This window comes from Variovorax sp. RKNM96, from assembly GCF_017161115.1.
In the GTDB taxonomy this organism is placed as follows: Bacteria; Pseudomonadota; Gammaproteobacteria; order Burkholderiales; family Burkholderiaceae_C; genus Variovorax.
In genome coordinates, this window is the sequence record NZ_CP046508.1 from 5,819,300 (window position 1) to 5,839,531 (window position 20,232).

General features: G+C 63.0%; 13 protein-coding genes, 1 tRNA gene and 1 pseudogene. 5 read left to right on the forward strand and 10 right to left on the reverse strand.

Annotation, left to right across the window (positions count from 1 at the left end):
- Window positions 1-25 precede the first annotated feature (25 nt).
- From GNX71_RS27030 to GNX71_RS27040, 3 genes are all read left to right on the forward strand, one after another.
- Entirely contained in the window at window positions 26-883 is an 858-nt protein-coding gene (locus tag GNX71_RS27030; RefSeq protein ID WP_206175269.1) for a LysR family transcriptional regulator, read from the forward strand.
- 104 nt (window positions 884-987) lie between these two features.
- A complete protein-coding gene (locus GNX71_RS27035; RefSeq protein ID WP_206175270.1) occupies window positions 988-3,561 on the forward strand; it encodes a DUF6351 family protein in 2,574 nt (857 codons plus the stop codon).
- Between the two features lie 247 nt (window positions 3,562-3,808).
- On the forward strand, window positions 3,809-4,066 hold the full coding sequence (locus GNX71_RS27040; protein WP_206175271.1) for a hypothetical protein: 258 nt from the start codon (window positions 3,809-3,811) through the stop codon (window positions 4,064-4,066).
- Between the two features lie 106 nt (window positions 4,067-4,172).
- On the opposite strand, the gene GNX71_RS27045 is transcribed toward GNX71_RS27040, so the two are convergent.
- From GNX71_RS27045 to GNX71_RS27090, 10 genes are all read right to left on the reverse strand, one after another.
- A complete protein-coding gene (locus GNX71_RS27045; protein ID WP_206175272.1) occupies window positions 4,173-5,243 on the reverse strand; it encodes a glycosyltransferase in 1,071 nt (356 codons plus the stop codon).
- A gap of 210 nt (window positions 5,244-5,453) precedes the next feature.
- A tRNA-Ser gene (locus GNX71_RS27050) sits at window positions 5,454-5,540 on the reverse strand.
- 186 nt (window positions 5,541-5,726) lie between these two features.
- The gene (locus GNX71_RS27055) at window positions 5,727-6,476 is read right to left on the reverse strand and encodes a winged helix-turn-helix domain-containing protein (protein WP_206175273.1); all 750 of its coding nucleotides are present in this window, start codon (window positions 6,474-6,476) and stop codon (window positions 5,727-5,729) included.
- Between the two features lie 587 nt (window positions 6,477-7,063).
- On the reverse strand, window positions 7,064-8,158 hold the full coding sequence (locus tag GNX71_RS27060; RefSeq protein WP_206175274.1) for a fimbrial protein: 1,095 nt from the start codon (window positions 8,156-8,158) through the stop codon (window positions 7,064-7,066).
- On the reverse strand, window positions 8,155-10,734 hold the full coding sequence (locus GNX71_RS27065) for a fimbria/pilus outer membrane usher protein (RefSeq protein ID WP_241027064.1): 2,580 nt from the start codon (window positions 10,732-10,734) through the stop codon (window positions 8,155-8,157). The genes GNX71_RS27060 and GNX71_RS27065 overlap by 4 nt, the downstream gene beginning before the upstream one ends.
- 39 nt (window positions 10,735-10,773) lie before the next feature.
- A complete protein-coding gene (locus tag GNX71_RS27070) occupies window positions 10,774-11,562 on the reverse strand; it encodes a molecular chaperone (RefSeq protein WP_206175276.1) in 789 nt (262 codons plus the stop codon).
- A 201-nt stretch (window positions 11,563-11,763) separates the two neighbouring features.
- On the reverse strand, window positions 11,764-12,306 hold the full coding sequence (locus GNX71_RS27075; protein WP_206175277.1) for a fimbrial protein: 543 nt from the start codon (window positions 12,304-12,306) through the stop codon (window positions 11,764-11,766).
- A gap of 191 nt (window positions 12,307-12,497) precedes the next feature.
- On the reverse strand, window positions 12,498-13,283 hold the full coding sequence (locus GNX71_RS27080) for a Crp/Fnr family transcriptional regulator (protein ID WP_206175278.1): 786 nt from the start codon (window positions 13,281-13,283) through the stop codon (window positions 12,498-12,500).
- Window positions 13,280-13,984 carry a Crp/Fnr family transcriptional regulator gene (locus tag GNX71_RS27085; protein WP_206175279.1) on the reverse strand — a complete coding sequence of 235 codons (705 nt, stop codon included), beginning with the start codon at window positions 13,982-13,984 and terminating at the stop codon, window positions 13,280-13,282. Before GNX71_RS27085 ends, GNX71_RS27080 begins: the two co-directional genes overlap by 4 nt.
- A 269-nt stretch (window positions 13,985-14,253) precedes the next feature.
- Window positions 14,254-14,835 carry a TetR/AcrR family transcriptional regulator gene (locus tag GNX71_RS27090; protein ID WP_206175280.1) on the reverse strand — a complete coding sequence of 194 codons (582 nt, stop codon included), beginning with the start codon at window positions 14,833-14,835 and terminating at the stop codon, window positions 14,254-14,256.
- Between the two features lie 816 nt (window positions 14,836-15,651).
- On the opposite strand from GNX71_RS27090, the pseudogene GNX71_RS33620 reads away from it, so the two are divergent.
- Window positions 15,652-17,174 (forward strand): annotated as a pseudogene (locus GNX71_RS33620) (ESPR-type extended signal peptide-containing protein); the annotation flags it as partial.
- A gap of 1,855 nt (window positions 17,175-19,029) precedes the next feature.
- Window positions 19,030-20,055, forward strand: a complete 1,026-nt coding sequence (locus GNX71_RS33630; RefSeq protein WP_241027352.1) for a YadA-like family protein — start codon at window positions 19,030-19,032, stop codon at window positions 20,053-20,055.
- Window positions 20,056-20,232 lie beyond the last annotated feature (177 nt).

Genomic DNA, 20,232 nt, shown 5'->3' on the forward strand with positions numbered 1-20,232 from the left:
ATCAGCTATCAGGAGAATTCATGCCGTGAGCCAGTCCCTGGACATCGACCTCTTGCGCAGCTTCGTGGCCATCGCCGAGACGGGCGTGCTGGGCCAGGCGGCCCTGCGCGTGGGCCGCACGCAGTCGGCGCTCAGCATGCAGATGCAGCGGCTCGAAGGCATCGTCGAGCAACCTCTGCTGCACCGGACCGGGCGAGGCGTCACGCTCACCGCGACCGGCGAGCGCCTCCTCGTGCGTGCGGGCGAGCTGCTGCGCAAGCACGACGAAGCACTGGCCGAGCTGCGAGGCGAGCAACTGTCCGGCGTGCTGCGCTTCAGCTGCCCCGACGACTATGCCGTCGTCTTCCTGCCGTACCTGCTGCAGAGCTTTGCGAGCCTGCATCCGCGGGTGCAACTCGAAGTGATGTGCGCGCCGACGCCGCGGCTGCACGAGCTCCTGGCGCGGCACGCGGTCGACCTCGCGCTGGTGTCGGTGGCGGGCGATGCCGCTGGTGACGACGTGATCCGCCGCGAACCGCTGGTCTGGGTGGCGCACCGCGACGGTGCCGCCGCGTCGCTGGACCCGCTGCCGCTGGCGCTGGGTGCGCCGGATGCACTCGACCACCGGCTGCCGAGGCAGGCGCTGGAGGCCGCGGGCCGCGCCTACCGGCTCGCCTATGCCAGCAGCAGCCTCTCGGGCCTGGTCGGCATGGCGCGCTCGGGCCAGGCCGTCATCGTGTTGACGCGCACGGCCGTTCCCGACGATCTGCAGATCCTCACACCGGCGCAAGGGTTTCCCGACCTGCCGAGCGTCGGGGTCACGCTGGCGTTCGACCGCGAGGCGCCGACTGCGTTGACGGCTGCATTCGCGGCGCATGTCAGGAAATTTCTTCCGGCCGCCTGACCGTCCCCGGCCTGTGTTCGCCCCGAGGGCAAACCCTCAAGCGTCCCGAAAGTCATGCCAATGGCATCGTCCGGATAGGGCGGGCGGCCCCGAGTCACCCAAGAATGGCCACGTCCAAGGTGCGCGCCGCCTCGTTCGGGCCGGCCGGCCCCAAGGGCATGCGCTACAGCACCGGACAGGACAGGAGACAACCCATGACCCAACCGACGCGCGCGCCGATGCGCCTTCCCCGACAGATGCTCCAGGCCGGTTCGACGGCGAGCCTGTCCCTGTTGCTTGTCGCGTGCGGCGGTGGCGGTGGTGGTGGCGGGTTCCCCTGGAACTTCGGAGATGGCGGTGGCAGCGGCGGTGGTGCCACTGGCCGCATGGAGGTGCGCACGCTGTCGACCCGCGCCGACCTGGTCAGCGGCGGCGATGTGCTGGTCGAGCTGGTTCCCGAAGGCGGCAACATCGGCGGCCTCAAAGTCATGCTGAACGGCAACGACATCACCGGCGCATTCGCCAAGCGCGCCGACGGCCGCGTCACCGGGCTCGCCACCGGCCTGGCTGTCGGGTCCAACACGATCAAGGCGAGCACCAAGCTCAACCGCGAAGCCACGTTGACGGTCGTCAACGCACCGCGCAGCGGGCCGGTGCTGTCGAGCACGCAGTTCACGCCGTACGTCTGCGCCACGCCGGCGCCCACGGCCGGTGCGGGAGCGACGCCCGCGTCGAACGCCAGCGGCCTCTCGACCAGCGCCACCGACGCGCAGTGCAGCATCGCCACCGAGTTCAAGCTCTTCTATCGCACCCTCACCCCGGTGACGGCGGCGCCGGGCGACGGCGGCTGCTCGTTCGTGCTGCCCGATCCCAGCCCCGCCGCTGCGGGCGGCCCGGTTCCGCCGACGCCGGCCAACTCGTGCCTGCAGCCTTATGTGCCGGGCACGACGCCCGCATCGGCGGTCGCGAGCACCACCACCACGACCGGCGCGACGGTGCCGTACATCGTTCGCGTGGAGCGCGGCACGATCAACCGCGGCATCTACGACATCGCCGTGCTGTTCGATCCGTCGGCTCCGGCATGGACCGCGACCGCTCCCCAGCCCCAGTGGAACCGGAAGCTCCTCTATTCGTTCGGCGCCGGCACGGGCTTTCCGCGGCTGCAGTTCCGCTCGTCGCAGAACTGGGCCGACGATGCGGCGCTGTCGCGCGGCTTCATGGTCGTGGACAACAGCATGACCGACTCCCAGCTCAACGGAAACCGCTACCTGGTCGCCGAGACCACGCTGATGATGAAAGAGCATGTCATCGACAGCTACGGCGAGGTGCTCTACATGATGGGCAACGGCGGCTCCGGCGGCGCGATCAACCAGAACAGCGTGGCATCGCTGCTGCCCGGCGTGATCGACGGTACGCAACTGGGCGTGGACTTCGCCGACTCCGAGACCACGGCGATGGAGGTGATGGACTGCGTGCAGCTCGTCAACTTCTACCAGTCGACCGCGTGGACGGCCTTGCAGGCGGGCGCGACCCCGACACAGGTCAACGCGAAGAAGAAGGCGATCAACGGGCACCTCGACCACACGGCCTGCCACGGCTGGCTGACCTTCTTCGGCGGTCTTTTGAAAGCCGGCAACTACACGCCGCTGGGCGTGGCCGACAACGCCACCGGCGCGATCGTGCCGACCGGCGCGCCGACCAACAATTGCCAGCTCCCGGCCTCCCTGGTCTACGACCCCGCGGCCAATCCCACGGGGCCGCGCTGCGGCATCACGGACGGCGCATCGAGCGTCTACGGCACGACGGCCAATGCGCTCGCGCCCAGCGGCGTGCGCGGGTTGAGCAACCTCGACAACGTCGGCATCCAGTACGGCCTCAAGGCGCTGAAGTCGGGTGCGATCTCGGCCGAAGAGTTCGTCACGCTCAACGAGAAGATCGGCGGCTCGGACACCGACGGCAACCTCTCCGCCGCACGCGCCGTGGCGGACACCGACTCGCTGTCGATCGCCTACCGCGCGGGACTCGTCTCGCCCGGCGGCAACCTGGCCAAGGTGGCCACGATCGACCTTCGCGCCTATGACGAGACCTACAACCTTCCGATCGGCCAGGCGGGCATCCACCAGTACTGGCGCAGCTACTCGCACCGGGCGCGCATCGACGCGGCGGCGGGCGGGCACGCGAACCACGCGCTGTGGCGCTTCGGACCGGCGGGCACGCCGCCTTCCATTCCTGTCGAGTCGTTCCTCGCGATGGATGCGTGGCTCACGGGCCTCGTGACTTCGAGCCCGAAGGAATGGACCAACGCCGAGCGCACCCAGCAACAGGTGGCTGCCGCGAAGCCGGCTGCCGCATCGGACCTGTGCTACCTGTCGGCCGACACGACGTTCTCGACCAAGGTGCGGGACACGGCGACCTGCGACGCCGACCCAGTCCTGCTGCCGCAAGGTTCGCCGCGCCAGGTCGCCGGTGGGCCGCTGACGGAAGACATCCTGAAGTGCCAGTTGAAGCCGCTGGCTGCGTCCGACTACGCGCCCGTCGCCTTCTCGCCCAGCCAGTGGTCGCGCCTGCAGGTCGCCTTTGCACAAGGCGTGTGCGACTGGAGTAAGCCGGGCGTGGGGCAGGTCCAGACAGTGGCGCCGATGACCTTCAGGGGCGGCGCCGGCGGCAAGCCGCTGGGGCCGCGGCCTGCGAGTTCGTAGGCCGTTCGGTCGGCCGTGCCCGCCGATCGATCGCCATGGTCTCGTTCCGGGCGTTCAGACTTTCTCGCAGAACTTGAGGGCCTCTTCGATTTCATGGACGATAGGCGCCCCGACGAACATTCACGAGCCGATTTGCCGCAGCGTCATTGCCCGGTTTTGCCAACGGCTCAAACATGCAGGGGGTGTGCGTATGCCATTGCCGGTGTTGAGACTTTCCCGCGGTTCTTTCCCCGCTGAGAAATACCCGATGGTCCGTGACAGGCTGGCGCATGCGCAGTCGTCACTGGTTCCAGCCATCGAGGCGTTGCACGGCTGCCTTCATTTTTGGGCGGGCGCCGACCCGGCTTCGAACACCATGGTCAACATCAGCGTGTGGGCGACGCTCGAAGATGCAAGGCAAATGGAAACCTTGGCGCCGATGCTGGCCCTGGCATCCGAATTTGCATCCCTTGGCGTGCAGTTCGAGCGCCCCATCACAAATTACCAATCACTCTGGGAAATCTAGTGCGCTGACGATCGCTTGGCAAAGCTCGGAAAGCGCCTCATCTGCGGGTGCGAGAGCAGGGATAGGAGCCGACCTGCTGGCCTCAATTCGCGATGACTGTGGACGTTCAAAGTCCGTAGAACGTCCGATTGCCCTCGATGCGCGCCTGCTCGGAGACCGGGAATTTCCGTTCTTCCAGCAGGCGCTTCAACGCTGCCCGGCCCTGCTCGCGCGCATTCGCGAAATACGCGCTCACGGCCAGCTCGTCGAGCGCGCGCCACGCATAGACGGCGCCATCCACGAACAGCGAATCCGCCGGATAGGAAATCGCCACCGCCTGCTGCGCATACAGGTGCGCCAATGCGAACTCGTTGCGCAGCCGGTGGTAGCGTGCCAGTGCGCACAGCGGCTCCGCGCGCGTGGGCCGCCTCTGGTAGGCCGCAAGGTAGGCGTCGCACACGGCGGCGGGTGCCGCGCCCAGTCGCTCGTCGATCACGGCGATCTGGAACACGGAGAACCACAACTCCTCTTCCCATCCACCCATGGTCGATCGCTGTGCATAGCGCTCGCGGCTGTCCGCCAGTCGCCCCGCATCGCGATAGCTCTGCGCCAGATAGAAGCAATAGCGCGTATTGCCGGGCTCGTCGTGCAACGCACGCTCCAGCACCTCGATGTCGCGCAGGTACGTGTCGGCGCTGCGCGCGCGTGCGCCGTCGTGCGACACCTGGATCGAAGGTGCCGGCAGGCTGTCCCAGGCATGCGCCTGGTCGCATGTGAGGTATTCGTGCAGCACGCCTTCCCAACGCCAGGGCAGGCGCGTCGACACGATGCTGTTGCGAAAGTAGCTCCAGTCATTGAGCTCGCAACGCAGTTGGTAGCCATCGGCCGGCAACGCGGACCAGGCAAAGCCCTCAGGCACCACCAGCGTTTCGTCGGCATCGATGAAGAGGATGTGGTCGCCGTGCGCGCGTGCCAGGTCCAGCGCCTGATTGCGGTTGAACGCGAAATCGCGCCATGGCCGCTCGTGCAACTCGCCCGGCACGTCCTTCATGAATTCGCGGATGAGTTCCTGCGTGCCGTCCGTCGACCCGGTATCGACGATGACCCAGTGGTCGATCCACGGGCGCACCGAAGCCAGGCACCGCTCGATCACCGGCGATTCGTTCTTGACGATCATGTTCAGGCAGATGCGCGGCATGGCGTGAGGGTCTCCGGGCTTGTCGATCTGGACGGCAGCGCCGCACTATAGCCAGCCCGTCTTGCAATCTTGAAACGCATCGCGAAGACAGGTCTGGACCAGACCCGTGGAGTTCCAGGATCGGCTGCAGCTCGAAGTGCAGCGGTTGAGCACAGAAACTCTGCCCGAAGCACGCGACCTGCAAGGAATCGGGAGCAACAAGGCTTGGTATGGAAGGCGTGGGATTCGAACCCACGGAGGGCTTGCACCCTCGCCAGTTTTCAAGACTGGTGCCTTAAACCGCTCGGCCAGCCTTCCCCAGGGCGCCTAGTGTAGTTGACCGACGAACGGCTGAATTGAAGCTGCGGGCCCGCCGCGGATGCGCCTGCCGCTGCACGGCCTGCGCGAAGCGGGGCGCGGTCATCGTCACCCAAACCACGTTTCCACGACCTGGGGGTGCTGCAGATGGCGCGCTTGCGAGGCAGATGAATTGCGGACGAATTTTCAAGGATTCATTGCATCCAATTCATAGCCTCGCCCATAGACCGATCTCAAGCAAAGTCCCTCGTCTTCATCGATGCGCATTTTCTTTCTCACATTCGAAATGCAGACATCGAGCTTTCTGGATTTTACGGAACAGACCGATTCACCCCACAGCTTGGTGTAAAGCTTTTCCCTGGTCAGCAGGGAATTGATATTTCGAAAAAGCTCGAGCGAGAGATCGAACTCCAGCGGCCGCAGGGGGATTTTTTCCTCGCCCACCCAGGCCTGCCGCCTCCTTAAATCGAAGCTGTAAATGCCAAAATTAAAAAAATCGACACTGACAGCGGAATTAACTGCCTGGCGCCTCAAAAAATTCAACCGCCAGTTCAACTCATGCCTGCTGCAAGACTCATGAATCACGTCAACATTATTGGAATTCAAGAAAGACTTTTCCAACAGTGATATGGCCGGAAAATTATCCTGGGCGGCAACCAGCAACATTGGCGAGTTGTACCTTTCCATTGCAGCTTTCATTTGCGAATGAATATAGTCGTCCTGCGGCGTGACAATCATGCATCCAAATTCGCAGGAGTCAAATTGATCGGCCATCAGCTCGTTCGGAGAATCGAATGCCAGCGATGCACAACCCAAAACATCCAGTTGTTGGCGGAAATGATTTCTTCTGGACAAATCGCTATCCACCAGCGCCACGAGGAGTATTTTTTCCTTGTCGGGGGGGATCGTTGATTTTTGGAAGTCTTTTTCAATCATCAGCTTCAATTTTCTTTAATTCTCGAAAGATTTCTTCCAGTCCTGTTTAAAGCGCATCAGCGGTGACGCCCCCACTTGCATGCGAGAAGCTTCCATGAAGGATGTCCAGTGACGCGCCAACTCGTCAGCCCCCCGGCTCTGCCTGCAGCATTGACGAGGTGGAACGGAAATCTAATTTCGTACATGGAAGCGCGCCCATCTGCATGTCAAGAATGCGACTTTTTCGCGGCGCTTCTTTCATTTTTTGTTAAAAAATTGCAGATATTTGCACATGCCTGCTGTCGCCTCAGGACAAGGCTTCTGGAGCGTGCCGGGCGATCCGTGCGGCTGGCGCCGCAGCAGGCAGCCTCGCGGGCCGATGCGCTCGCCCACGCCGTCGCTCACGACGAATTCGCAAGTGAAGGCTGGGGCCTGGTGGAGCGTTTGTCGCGTCCAGCGCAACCGGTCGTGCCGCTGGATCTGGCGGCTGTTCTCGATTGCACGGCAAGCCGACGCTGGTGCATCACTGGCGGCCCTGACCCTCCGGACCCCACGGCATGGTCACGACGGCAGAGCCCGAGACAACCGCCAGGCAGGCCGCCTGGTTGCTACTTGTAGACGATCTTGAAAGTCGCCGTGCTGTTGGCAGGGCCCGATGTGACCGAATTGCCCGTCTGGATGTAGCGGGCGGTGTAGCGCGCAATGAATTCACCGTCCTTGGACTCGCCCTGGAACGTGGGGCCATTGTCCTTGACGGTCCCATCGAACTCCACCGGCAAGCTTCCCTGGTCGTGGCGAACTTGGATGCCGACGCCCGTTGCATTGGTCGGACCGGGTGTCAGATTCAGCAACCCGGGATTTCCAGCCGATGCCATGTTGGATTCCATGCTCAGATGGACCGCATTCGGCTTATTGCCCGGGGCAGTCACGCCGGCAATGCAATTGAGCTTGATGCTGAAAGGCTGGGCCGGCGAGGTGCTGCCGACGCCCGTGAAAGAGCTCCTGGGCTGCTTGCCGAGGGGGACCTCGATGGTCCTGCTTCCGGAATCTACCGTGCAGGTCGGGGTGACGATGGTGATGGCGTTGCCGCGCACGCGGGTGGTCAGTATCGAGGTGGCGGAGCCGTCGCCCGTGTAAGTGCTGTAGTCGCCCGGGGCCAGGGGGCCGCTTCCCGTGACCCGTGCGATTTTCTTCAGTCGCACGACGAACATCAGGTTGCTGTCAAAAGAACCCACAAGGTCCTTGCTCGGGATGGTGATCGTATGGGGATAAGTGGTGAAGTTTCCACTGCGATTGCGAGACAGCTGGATCGCGATGCCCTCAACGTTGGTGTAGTACCAGCCGCCACCCGATGGGAGTTCCGTTTTGCCGGAGACAACGCTCCCGCGCAACAGGCCGCCCCCGACGCAAAGAAACGGGGGCACATTGGTTGGAGGATTGACCGGGGTCATGTAGCCGTCTGTCGGGCTGTTGGACGGATAGATCGTGCCCACCGGGTCGTTCGGGCTGATGAAGACTCGTCCTACCTGCATGTCCAGGAATTGGGTATTGCCTCCGTTGTACGAGGGGTTGGCACTGCAGGCCGCCATCGCCTCGGGCATGCCAACGAGCAGCAGGCCGAGCGCGGCAATTGCCAGACCTGCAGGACGCTTCAGGCTCGCGATGCGGGAAATGATCGTGGTCATGTGTTCGGCTTCTTTCATTGGCATGCTTCCTTCAGTTCGCGGATCGGCGCGGGGGTTTCCTGCGGCGGCAGGCGATAGCGCAGCGCGCATTGCGCGGCATCGCCCTGCCCCCAAATCACCTTGAGCGCACCGGCCTCGCCCGCCCCCGTCACGAAGGCCTGTCCATCGGGGCCGACGATGCCGACCTCCTGGCCGGCTTCGTTCTCGATGCGCGAACCGAAGGGAAGCGGCTGGCCGTTCTTGTCGGTGAGCGTCAATATCAGGCGGTAGCCGACCGAGGTCTCGAACAGGGCCCGTACCACGGCGCCGCGGGTCGGCACCACTTCCAGCGCTCCGTTCTTCACGTCCACCGTGTCGCCCAGGTCCTGCGTCTTCAAGGCCAGGCGGTTGATGCGGTACGACGACACGTTGGAAATCACGGCATTGCCTGCGCCATCGGTGCGCACGCCGGGCTGTGATTCGAGGCCCACGCCTTCCGCTCTGGGTGCCTGCACGAGCGCGATCGTTTCGCCCAGTGGCTGCGACAGCGTGACGCCGCCGCCGTGCACCAGAACGCCACCGGCCATGCCGAAGGTCGTTTGTCCATAGCCTCGGCCCTGCGAATGGCCGACGTCGAAGCGACCGAGCTGAGACAGGTAGCTCGCGCTCGTGCCGCCGCTGCTGCCGCCGCCCTGATTCGCACTGCTGGCCGTCACGCTGTAGGTCAGGCGGTTGTCGTCGAAGGCCGAGCCGTAGACGCTGGCCTGCTGGTTGACGCGGCCGGTGCTGTCGCGGCTGACGGCGTACTGCGCACTGGCCCCGGTGTCGCCCAGCGGAATGCTCAGCGAGAACATGATCTGGCGGCTCGCGGGGCCGTTCAGCCGAGTGGCGTAGTTGTAGAAGACGCTGTAGCCGAACTGCTTGTAGGTGCCCGAGTAGCCGACCTGCACCAGCCGGTCCTTGCCGGTGGTGCCCCAGTAGCTCTGCTGGCGCGCGGACGCGGACACCGAGCCCAGGTCGCCGATTTGCTGGGAGACCTCGAAACGCACTTCGTTGCGGCGGCTGTTGAAGGACTCGAAAGGCCGCAGGTCCTGCATCTGCACCGCCTCCTGGAAGGTGCGGTAGCCGCTGGTCGAGTAACGATAGCCCGCCACGCGGAAGTTGGTGCCCGAGGTGAGGAAGGCCTTCGAATAAAGGAATCGCACCGACTGGCCGTCATAGGTCTTCACGCCGTTGACCGGCGTTCGGTCGGTGGTGCGCGCGCTCGAGAGGTCGACCGACACCGCGCCGAAATCGCGCAGGTTCTTGCCCACGCCCGCGAGCAGCGACTGGTACATGTTCGCCATCAGCACGCCGCCGTAGACCGAGAATTCGTTGCCCAGGCCGTGTGCGAGCGTCGCCTGCATGAAGACCGGCTGCGAGAGCGAGGGCCGCAGTATCGGCACCACGTCGCCACCGCCGTAGAGGCTGTTGCGGTACTTGCCGACAGTGGCCGAATAGCGCCAGGTGCCTTCGCGCAACAGCGTGGGTACGGCCGAGAAAGCCTGCGTGTATTTCGTTTGGCGGCCGTCGGCTTCGGCGATGGTCACTTCCAGGTCGCCGCTCGATGAGGTGGGATACAGGTCGTCGATGACGAAGGCGCCCGGGGCCACGAAGGTGCTGTAGATGACGTAGCCGTTCTGGCGCACCGTCACACGCGCGTTGGTCTGCGCCACGCCGCGGATGGTGGGGGCGTAGCCCTGCTGGCTGTCGGGCAGCATGGCGTCGTCTGACGAGAGCTGCACACCGCGGAACGGCAGGCTGTCGAAGAAATTGCCGGGCGTGTTGCCGTCGCCGATCAGGAGCTGGCCGTTGATCGAGGCCAGGTCGCGCTGCATGTGGGTGCTGATGCCCTGCCAGCGGCTCTTGCCGTCGATGCCTCGGTTGTAGGTCGAGAAATGGCGAAAGCGCCAGTCGCCGTAGTTGAAGCCGGCGCGCAGGCCCGCGAACAGCGTATTGCGATGCAGGGTCTTGTTGCGATCGGCAAAGGGATTGCCGTCGAACACGTTCTGCGGGGTCGTCGCGGAGGTCGGGTTGCGGTAGTTGTCCCCGCTGTAGCGCGCGAAGTTGACCTGGTAGTCCAGCATGGCGGCAGTGATGCCCTTGTCCCATTTCTCGGGACCGACCGCCCCGCGCGCCGAGCGCCTGAGCGCTGCCTGCGGAATGCTCACAAACAGGCGTTGCTTGCCGGCGTTGTAGGTGAAGGCGGCATCGGGAATGATTTGACCCAGCTCGACACAGGCCTCGTCCGTAGCGCTCGCTAGCGCAGGGAATACCGCCACGTTGACGCCCCATGCGTCGAGCATGCCGCGCGTGAGGCAGGGCTCGGCATCGTGCTTTCCTTCTTTGGCGGCGAAGCGGATCTCGCTTTGCCCGGCACCGCGCTCGTTGAGCGACACATCGACGGTGTAGATGCCCGGCACCACCAGGTTGCTGAAGGAAAAGATCGACAAGTCGGCATGCGGCTGGCCGCCGCCGGTGCCGAGAAAATCCTGGTTGAAGGTCGAGGCGGCGATCTGCTGCTGCGCCAGTGCGGGCACTCCCGTCACCCCGAGCGCGGCAGCACACAGCGTCAAGCGAAATGGTCCGCGGAGGGAAGAGAGATGACGCATTGCTTAACGCGTGGCGCCGGTCGCGGAAGGAGCAGGCAAAGGCACCAGTTCCGCTTTCACGGCCACCGGCTCGGCGCCTGCGGGCACCTTGACGAACACTTCGGGCGTCTCGCCGCCGTAGTCGTTGAGCGTGGTGAAGTTGAGTTGGATCGCCTGCGGCGCCTTCACCGCAGCGAGCGGATACGACATCTCGCCGAACGGTGGCACCATGCCCGCGTCGAGTTCCTGCTGGCCGTTGTTGACCGTCATCTTCAGCAGGGTCACGTGATAGGCCGTGGGATTACCGACTTTCAGTACGGCGCCCTGTCCTTCGGCGCCTGCGCTCACCGCCCACTTGAGCTGGGCGCGCGCTTCATCGGACTTGCCCACGAGCTTCGAGGGCCGGTAGAACACCTTGATGCGGCTGCGCACCGCGATCTGGAGCACGTTCTCTTCCTTCGACTTCTCGGGAATCTCCTTGACGTTGAGCCAGAACACCGACTCGCGGTCGGCCGGCAGCGCGCCGGCCACGCGCATGATGCGCAAGATGTTTTCCTTGCCCGGATCGAGTCGAGACAGCGGCGGCGTCACCAGCAGCGGCGGGGTCTCGCTCTTGTCTTCGCCCGCGTCGATCCAGGCCTGGACCACGTAGGGCGAAGTGCCGGTGTTCCTCATCGGAATGGAGGCTTCGCGGTCCTTCTCGCTCAGGATCACGCGGGTGCCGGAGAGCAGCACGCCCGCGCTGGCGGACCACTGAAGACCCAGCATCGCCACGATGCCGACGATCCACCGAATTCGATTCTTGTTGCACATATGTATTCCTCGGTGCGCATCGCCATGCGAAGCGCGCACGCAAGCACTCCGGCGTGTCGATAACGACACACCGAAAAGAAAAAACCAGGGGAGCAGTCCTGTCACGGACCGCGAGACATCCGCCGCCGGGGTGCGGCAGGCTGGCAATGCCGTGTCACGGCCTGAAGCCCCCAAAGGGCTTCAGGCCGCAGGACCATCTACTTAGTTGTACGCAATCGTGAATTGCGCGGTCGAATCGGCCGGGCCCACCGTGACGGCGTCGGTCGTGGAGAGGTAGCGCGCCTGGAACTTCAGCGAGTTGTCGCCTTCGCCCAGGATGTATTCGCTCGATGGCGAACCCAGCGCGATCGGCGAACCTGCCGAGTCGCCGATCTCGATGCCGACGCCAGTGGCGGCAACCGTGGGACCCACGACGCCAGCGTTGGCGATCGCCAGCACGTCCTTGTTGGCGCTATTGCCTTGCCCGCTGAACGTGACCTTGGCTTTCTTGCTGCCTGCCGGGCAGTTGGAAAGGTCGATGGAGAACTTGGCTGGCACGGAGCCCTTGCCAGGTGCGCCGTGCAGCACGGTGCGCGACACCTTGCCGAGCGGCACCACCAGGTTTTGGCTGGCAGGCGAGACCGAGCAGATCGCGTCGGTGATCTCGCCAGTGAATTTGACGGTGCCATCGGCGGCGAAAGCGCCCTGCGACAACACGCCGGCCACAGTCAGAGTGGCAATTTTGATGAAAGCTGTTTTACGCATCTACATTCCCTGAGGATTTAAATTAACTAAATTGCGACTTGCACATGCAAGGCGGATCGCAGTCTAGGTAGTCCAAAGCCAGGAAAAATCGATGGTTACAAACATCTAACTGTTAATGACGATATCAAACATATCAGCTTGGATTTTGTGAATTACACCCGGGGCCTTCACACAACGGCGCATGAATTGATTCATTGCGGGGCGCTTTTTTGATTCATTTCGTGTGACAAAAGCCCACTCGATGGAGCCCCACACTGCGCTTGGATCGCTTTATTCTTCAATGCATTGAGGTCTCGTATCTCAATGGCTTTGTATTGCAGGCTGATCACGCCAGAGGCCGCGATGGCCTTGAGTTCTCTGTGCACCGCCTGACGATTGGCCTGCAGCATCGTGGCCAGAATTGCTTGTGATATTTGCAAACGAATTGATAGCCCACCTCTGACACGGGTTCCGTAAAGTGCGGCAAGCCTCTCAATGGCAGCCGCGACACGTTGCCGTAGAGGGCCCGCGATCTGGCTGCTCACCGTGTGCACTTGAGCTGCGCTCTGGCGCGTCATCATGAGCACCATGGCTTTCCAAAGCACGGGCTCGCGGTCAAGTATTTCCACAACCAAAGAGGTTGGCATATGAATCACCGTGACATCAGAGTGCGCCCTGAAGGCAAGAACGATCTGACTCGTTCCATTGAATATCTGGGCAATTCCCATAAGAACGCCGGGGCCCATGATCATCACGTTGAATTTCGCCCCCTCCCGAGATATGAGCGTGACCATGACCTCTCCCGAAATAACAAAAAAACTCTCAGCCGCTTCGCGCAAATCGCCAGAAAAAACAAAACCAGCCGGATGACGACCTAATTTCGAAGAAGAGAGCAGTCGATTCATGGCCTCGCGAGACCAGGGCAAAAATGCGGAATTCATTCGCAATGAATTCTCCATAATCGCGATATCGCCGGGGGAGTTTTTAATTTCGGTCACGCCGCGACTTCTTTGTCGGATGGGGTGTATAGGCAAGCAATTTTTTTCAGAGCAGATTCATCGAGGATCACGATCGCATTGAATTTCAACTTGATCACGCCGGCGGCCTCCCAGGAAATTAACTCTTTGTTCACGGACTGACGACTGACGCGCAACAGGCCGGCCAAATCCTTCTGCGTCAACCGCAAGTGGACTGCGCTTTCCTTGGTGTCCCGAATGCCATGCAGAGCGGCAAGTTGTTGGATGGTGCTGGCGAGCCGCCGTGAAAGCTCTCCAACCATCTGGCCAAACACCATGTCTATTTGCTCGCGCTCCTGCTGCATCAGCATGCGCCCTATGTCTTTCCATCGCCTGGGGTCGCAATCGAGCAAATCGAAAAACGAATCGCCGGCAATATGAATGGCAACGACGTCGTCGTTTGCAACGTACTCGCGGCGACTCTCCTTGATGAAAAGCATGCTGGAAAAGCCGAGGATCTGACGCGGCCCGCGAAGTGCCCAGTGCAATCGGGTGCCGCTGGGCGATGTTTCGAATTGAATGGCATGCCCCGTCACGATCACAAGGATTTCGGGCGCCTTTGCCAACGCCGACAACGAGTCCCCACGCCGATGCCAGCGCAACCTGGAAAATGCCAAAAGCAGGCTCATGGCTGTGGATGACCACGTCGAAAACCCTTGCATTTTTCCCAGCGTGAGCGCCATCAGGTCTTTGTCGCTCGGGGTGGATCTATTGGCAGCCACTTGGCTCCTCTTCTCATTGCAATGCGCAGCCGCGCCGCTCTCGTGCCGTCTGTGGTTTTTTGATCGCAGCGTGGCTGCGACTGGCAATCGAGGCACCGGATGTGGATTTCCACGCTCACCCTTGACCTAAGGCTGCGCCTTCATCCATTCGACCTTCACGGGATGATTCGGAATCCTCGGCGGCAACATCTTCCAGGGTGATGGTCGACACGCCATTGCGGTAGCAATGGCTACCCGTCCATGAGCATGCGAAGGACCCGCTGCACCACGGCGGTGGTTGAAGCCTTGCTCGTCGATGGATCGCAGAGCGCTCGAATTCCCAGCCCTTCGAAAATGGAACGCAGCACCGTGATGCGCGAATCCAGTTCGGATTCGGGCAGCCTCTTCAGAGCCGGCGATTGGAGCAAGAGATCGCGCATCTTGCTATGCCAGATCTTGCTTCCCTGTTGGATCGCGATGGCGATCACCGGATTGCGAGATGCCTCGGCCAGAATCTCCAGGTCAAGTCCGTTGCGCAGCTCGGGGGCGGGCGCATTGATCGCCTCCGCGGCTGCGGCGACCACCGCCTCCACGACACCGATCGACTTGCTGGCCTCGCCGATGCGGTGCATCAGTTCGAGCGCCTCATGCAGCGCCTGCTCGACGATGCCGATGACGATCGCCTCCTTATTGGCGAAGTAGTGGTAGATGTGGCCGGCGCTCATGCCTGCAGCCTGCGAGATGCGCTGGATGCTGGCGCCATGAAAGCCATGTTCGCGAAAGCATCCGCTGGCTGCGTCCAGGACCTGCTGGCGGCGTGCGTCGCCGCGCACGGGTGCCGGCGCATGGAGTGGAGCACTCATGGCATGGTCCTCTTGTTGGAAGGCATTTCTCGTTTGCAAGCGCTCATCGATCCCGCGTCGGGATCAGATGTCTATAGCCGGATAGTTCTAGTACAAGTATTCTAGAATGAATGTTCTAGTGAGGTCAACATCTGGCGTTACTCATGCCAACAACGCGAATTTGTCCGTGAACTTCTCCCCGATCGCCTTCAGCTCTACAAGGAATGAGGGCTGGACTTCCAGACCGATTTCATGGTGTTCGTGCCGTCGCCTGTGGGAGCACAAGCTGGCTCGGGGTGGCACAGCTGACCACAGGCGTGTGCTCTGGAATTCAGGCGGGTCAAGCATCAGCGGAAATTTGGGTCACGTCCGCCTGGACAACACACCGGAATCTGGTCGCTGACAGGGGCAGCGACAAGCTATCTCCATGCGTCTCGAATTGCCTTCGGGCGTACTAGCTTGAAGCTCGCCAGCGGTGCGAATGCAGGGTGCATCGAAGAATTTGACCCGGAATTTGTGCACGTTCGGAGGCGATCGATTTTCTTGAAAGTCGCTTTTCCGACATCTCAAAAAAACGGCCTTGACGGCTCGAAATTAGATTCCGTCCCTTCTTTGATTGCCACCGGGATCCCGTCGTCAGGGATGGCTGGAGAAACGAGCACAGCTTCTTCGCTTGATGGGGCAATCACGTCCGAAACCAAAGACACGCGAACGCCGAATGTTTGCGCGGGCAATACCCCGGGACATCTGGCGTGTCTGAATCCGTGGGGATCTGAGTGCCGCCGCGTCGCACCGAAATAGCTTGCTATGAATAAGTCCTTCAAAAGCATCTGGAACGAGGCTCTTGGCACTTGGGTGGCTGCATCCGAAGTCACGTCGGCACGCGGCAAGCTGTCGAAAAGCAAGAGCACCGTGGTGGCGGCAGCGGCCCGGGAAGCATCTTCCGGGCGCGCGGGCGACGACGGCGGGCGATCAATCGGAGCCTTGACGCACGCGGCGATAACGCTGGTCTTGATGGCCGGCGGGTTGGCGGGGAGCAATGCCGTCCACGCTCAGTATTCAAGAGGGGGCGGCTCCGCTGCAGCGGGGACCGGCAGTATTGCAATCGGCGCGAATCCTACCGATATCGTCACCACAACATCGGCCGTTGCAAACGACGGAGGTGTTGCAATTGGCGGATCCACTTCGGGCGGCGTTCAGACTTCGGCGCAAGGTAACAATTCGGTGGCACTCGGTACCGGGGCCAATGCCACGGGCGGCGGGGCGGTGGCCATCGGACAGACGGCGGCGGCTTCGGGAGGCAACGCGTTGGCGTTTGGCGTCAACGCCAATGCTTCGGGGGCCGCGACCGTAGCTATCGGGCAGAGGGCTGCTGCCCACAGTCAATTTGCGACGGCAATCGGTAGCGGCGCCGAGGCATTTGGGGACAATTCGACGGCGATCGGCTCGACGACGTCCCTCCTTCCCGGCTCCAACACGCTGGCAGCCGGTGCCGGCTCGGTTGCCATTGGCGCCAACGATGTTCGAGGCGCCCAATCGCTGGGGGCCAATTCGGTTGCCATTGGTGCCGAATCCACCGTGACGGACACAGCACCGTCGGGTGTTGCCATTGGCCAGAACGCCAAAGCCACCGCGGGCTCGGGAGCGATGGCATTCGGGTTGAACAGTTTGGCCAGCAACACAAACGCGGCCGCCGTCGGTGTGGGGGCCGGGGCAACTGGCCACAGCGCTACAGCCATCGGTAATTTGGCGAATGCCTATTCCACGGAAGCAGTAGCGATCGGCACGGGCGCGCGGGCCAACACTTATGGCACCGCCATCGGCACCGGTTCCAATGCATTTGGCCTCAGCGCCACCGCTTTCGGACAAAAGGCGAGCGCAGGGGGGCTGAACTCGACGGCCGTGGGCTTCCAGAGCAATGCATCGGGGGCCTCAAGCACGGCTTTCGGTGAAAGAACAAACGCGAGTGGTAATTTCTCGCTCGCCACAGGTAATACCGCAAATGCGTCCGGGTATGGCGCGACGGCGATCGGTACGGCTTCGTCGGCCAGTCAGACCTTCGGTACGGCGGTCGGTGTCTTCGCCAACGCAGCGGGCGACTCGGCGACGGCACTGGGTTATCACACCAAGGCCGCCTATGCCGACAGCGTGGCGATCGGTTCGAACAGCACGACCGGTGCCGCGGCACCCACGGGCACGGCATTCCTTACCGGCCAGGCGGCCCCTGCGTCGGAAGTTTCGGTCGGCTCCTCTTCGGCACAACGCCGCATCACCAATGTGGCCGACGGTGCCGCGCCGCAAGACGTGGCGACGGTGGCCCAGGTGAGCACGGGCATGAGCACCACTGCCAGCAGCATCAGCAGCCTTTCGACCTCCACATCGTCGGGTCTGAGCACGGCGACCAGCAGCATCAGCAGTCTGTCGACGTCTACCTCGACTGGCATCAGCAGCCTGTCGACTTCGACTTCGAGCGGCTTGAGCACTGCGACGAGCAGCATCTCCAGCCTCTCGACCTCGACGTCGTCTGGCCTGAGCACTGCTACGAGCAGCATCAGCAGTCTGTCGACGTCTACCTCGAGTGGCATCAGCAGCCTGTCGACCTCGACATCGTCTGGTCTGAGCACTGCGACCAGCAGCATCAGCAGCCTGTCAACCTCCACGTCGAGTGGTCTGAGCACGGCCACGAGCAGCATCGACAGCCTGTCCACATCTACCTCGACCGGCATCAGCAGCTTGTCGACTTCGACGTCGTCTGGCCTGAGCACTGCTACAAGCAGCATCAGCAGCTTGTCGACTTCCACGTCGTCCGGCCTGAGCACCGCGACCAGTGGCATCTCCAGCCTGTCCACTGGCCTGAGCACCACGAACAGCACGGTGAGCAGCCTGTCGACTTCGACCTCGAGTGGCCTGAGCACCGCGACGAGCAGCATCGATAGCTTGTCGACCTCCACGTCGTCCGGCCTGAGCACTGCGACCAGCGGTATCTCCAGCCTGTCTACTGGCCTGAGCACGACCAATAGCAACGTCAACAGCCTGTCGACTTCCACGTCGAGCGGTCTGAGCACAGCGACGAGCAGCATCGACAGCCTGTCGACTTCGACGTCTTCCGGCCTGAGCACTGCAACCAGCGGCATCTCCAGCCTGTCTACCGGCCTGAGCACGACCAACAGCACCGTGAGCAGCCTGTCGTCCTCGACCTCGAGTGGCTTGAGCACCGCCACGAGCAGCATCAGCAGCCTGTCGACCTCCACGTCGTCGGGCCTGAGCACTGCAACCAGCGGTATCTCCAGCCTGTCCACCGGCTTGAGCACGACCAACAGCACCGTGAGCAGCCTCTCGACGTCCACCTCGAGCGGCCTGAGCACGGCCACCAGCAGCATCGACAGCTTGTCGACCTCGACGTCATCGGGTCTGAGCACCGCGACCAGTGGTATCTCCAGTCTGTCTACCGGCCTGAGCACTACGAACAGCACCGTCGGCAGCCTGTCGACTTCGACATCGTCGGGCCTGAGCACTGCAACCAGCGGAATCTCGAGCCTGTCCACGGGCCTGAGCACGACCAACAGCACCGTGAGCAGCCTCTCGACCTCCACCTCGAGCGGCCTGAGCACTGCAGCCAGCGGCATCGGCAGCCTGTCTTCGGGGCTGAGCACGGCGTTCAGCGGCATCGGTAGCCTGTCCACCGGCCTGAGCGTTGCCACCAGCGGTATCTCTAGCCTCTCCACGGGCCTGAGCACCGCCACCAGCGGCATCTCGAGCCTGTCGAGCGGCCTGAGCACGACGAACAGCAGCGTCAACAGTCTGTCGACTTCGACCTCGTCGGGCCTGAGCACCGCAACGAGCAGCATCAACAGCCTGTCGACCTCGACCTCGTCCGGCCTGAGCACTGTCGCCAGCAGCGTCGACAGCCTCTCGACTTCCACGTCGAGTGGCCTGAGCACTGCGACCAGCAGCATCGGCAGTCTGTCGATCGGTCTGAGCACCGTGTCCAGCAGCGTCAGCAGCCTGTCGACCGGCCTGAGCACGACCAACAGCAACGTCAACAGCCTGTCGAGCTCGACTTCGAGTGGCCTGAGCACGGCCACCAGCGGTATCTCGAGCCTGTCGACAGGCCTAAGCACAACCAACAGCAGCCTCAACAGCCTGTCCACCAGCGTGAGCGGCTCGAACAGCGGCCTGGCGAGCTTGTCGAGCTCGACTTCCACGGGCCTGGCCACCGCGACCAGCAGCATCAGCAGCCTGAGCACGTCGGTCAGCAGCATCTACAGCGGAGGCACCAAGTACTTCCAGGCCAATTCGACGGCAGCGAAGGCAGACGCCTCCGGCCAGGAAGCCGTGGCGATAGGCCCGCAGTCGGTGGCCAGCGGCGCCAGTTCCTTCGCCGCCGGCAACGGTGCGAAGGCAACGGCCGACGGAGCGGTGGCGGTAGGCTTTGGCGCACAGGCTACCGGGGCAAACGGCATCGCCATCGGCACCGGTTCGCAGGCTGTTTCCAGTGGTACAGCCATCGGCTTCGGTGCGGTGGTGCAGCAAAGCGGCGGCGTCGCGTTGGGCTCGGGTTCGGTGGCCTCCAGGGCTGCGGGCGTCGAGGGTTACACCCCTGGCAGCGCGAATGCGCAGCAGGAAGCAGCCATCAAGGCCACGACCAGCACGCAAGCCGCAGTGTCCGTGGGCGACGCCGCCAACGGCCAGTTCCGCCAGATCACCGGTGTGGCGGCCGGCTCGGCCGACAGCGATGCAACCAACGTCGCGCAGCTCAAGGCCGCATCGACCGCAGCCAAGGCCAGCAGCGTGCAGTACGCGACCAACCCGGACGGGTCGGTCAACTACAACCAGATCACGCTGGGTGGCGGCCAGGCGCCGGGGGGCACGCGCATCTCGAACGTGGCGCCAGGTATCCTGCCGACCGATGCGGTCAACGTGGGCCAGCTGGGGGCGGTGCAGAGCCAGTTGCAAGGCCAGATTGCCAGCGTGCAACGCATCGCCTACTCGGGCGTGGCGATGGCCACCGCGATGAGCACGTTGCCGCAGGCCATGACGCCGGGCAAGACCCTGTTGTCGGTTGGCGTGGGCAACTACGCGGGCTACGGCGCGATCGCTGTCGGCTTCTCGTCACGCTCGAACGATGGCAAGTGGGTCTACAAGATCAACGGTGGCTACAGCGGCACCCGATTCAACATCGGCGTGGGTGTCGGCTACGAATTCGAATAGTGGATGCGACCGAGGCCGAGCCATGGCCAAGCAGGAGTTGCAGCGCCAAATGCTTTGCTTGGAGCCGGCTTCGGCCCTCATCAGGCATGAGGGCGGAGAGCGAGACCCGCAGAGGCACCAGACAAAGAAGGGCAACCGGTGGACTTCAGGATGAAGCGAACACCGTTGCGGACGCGG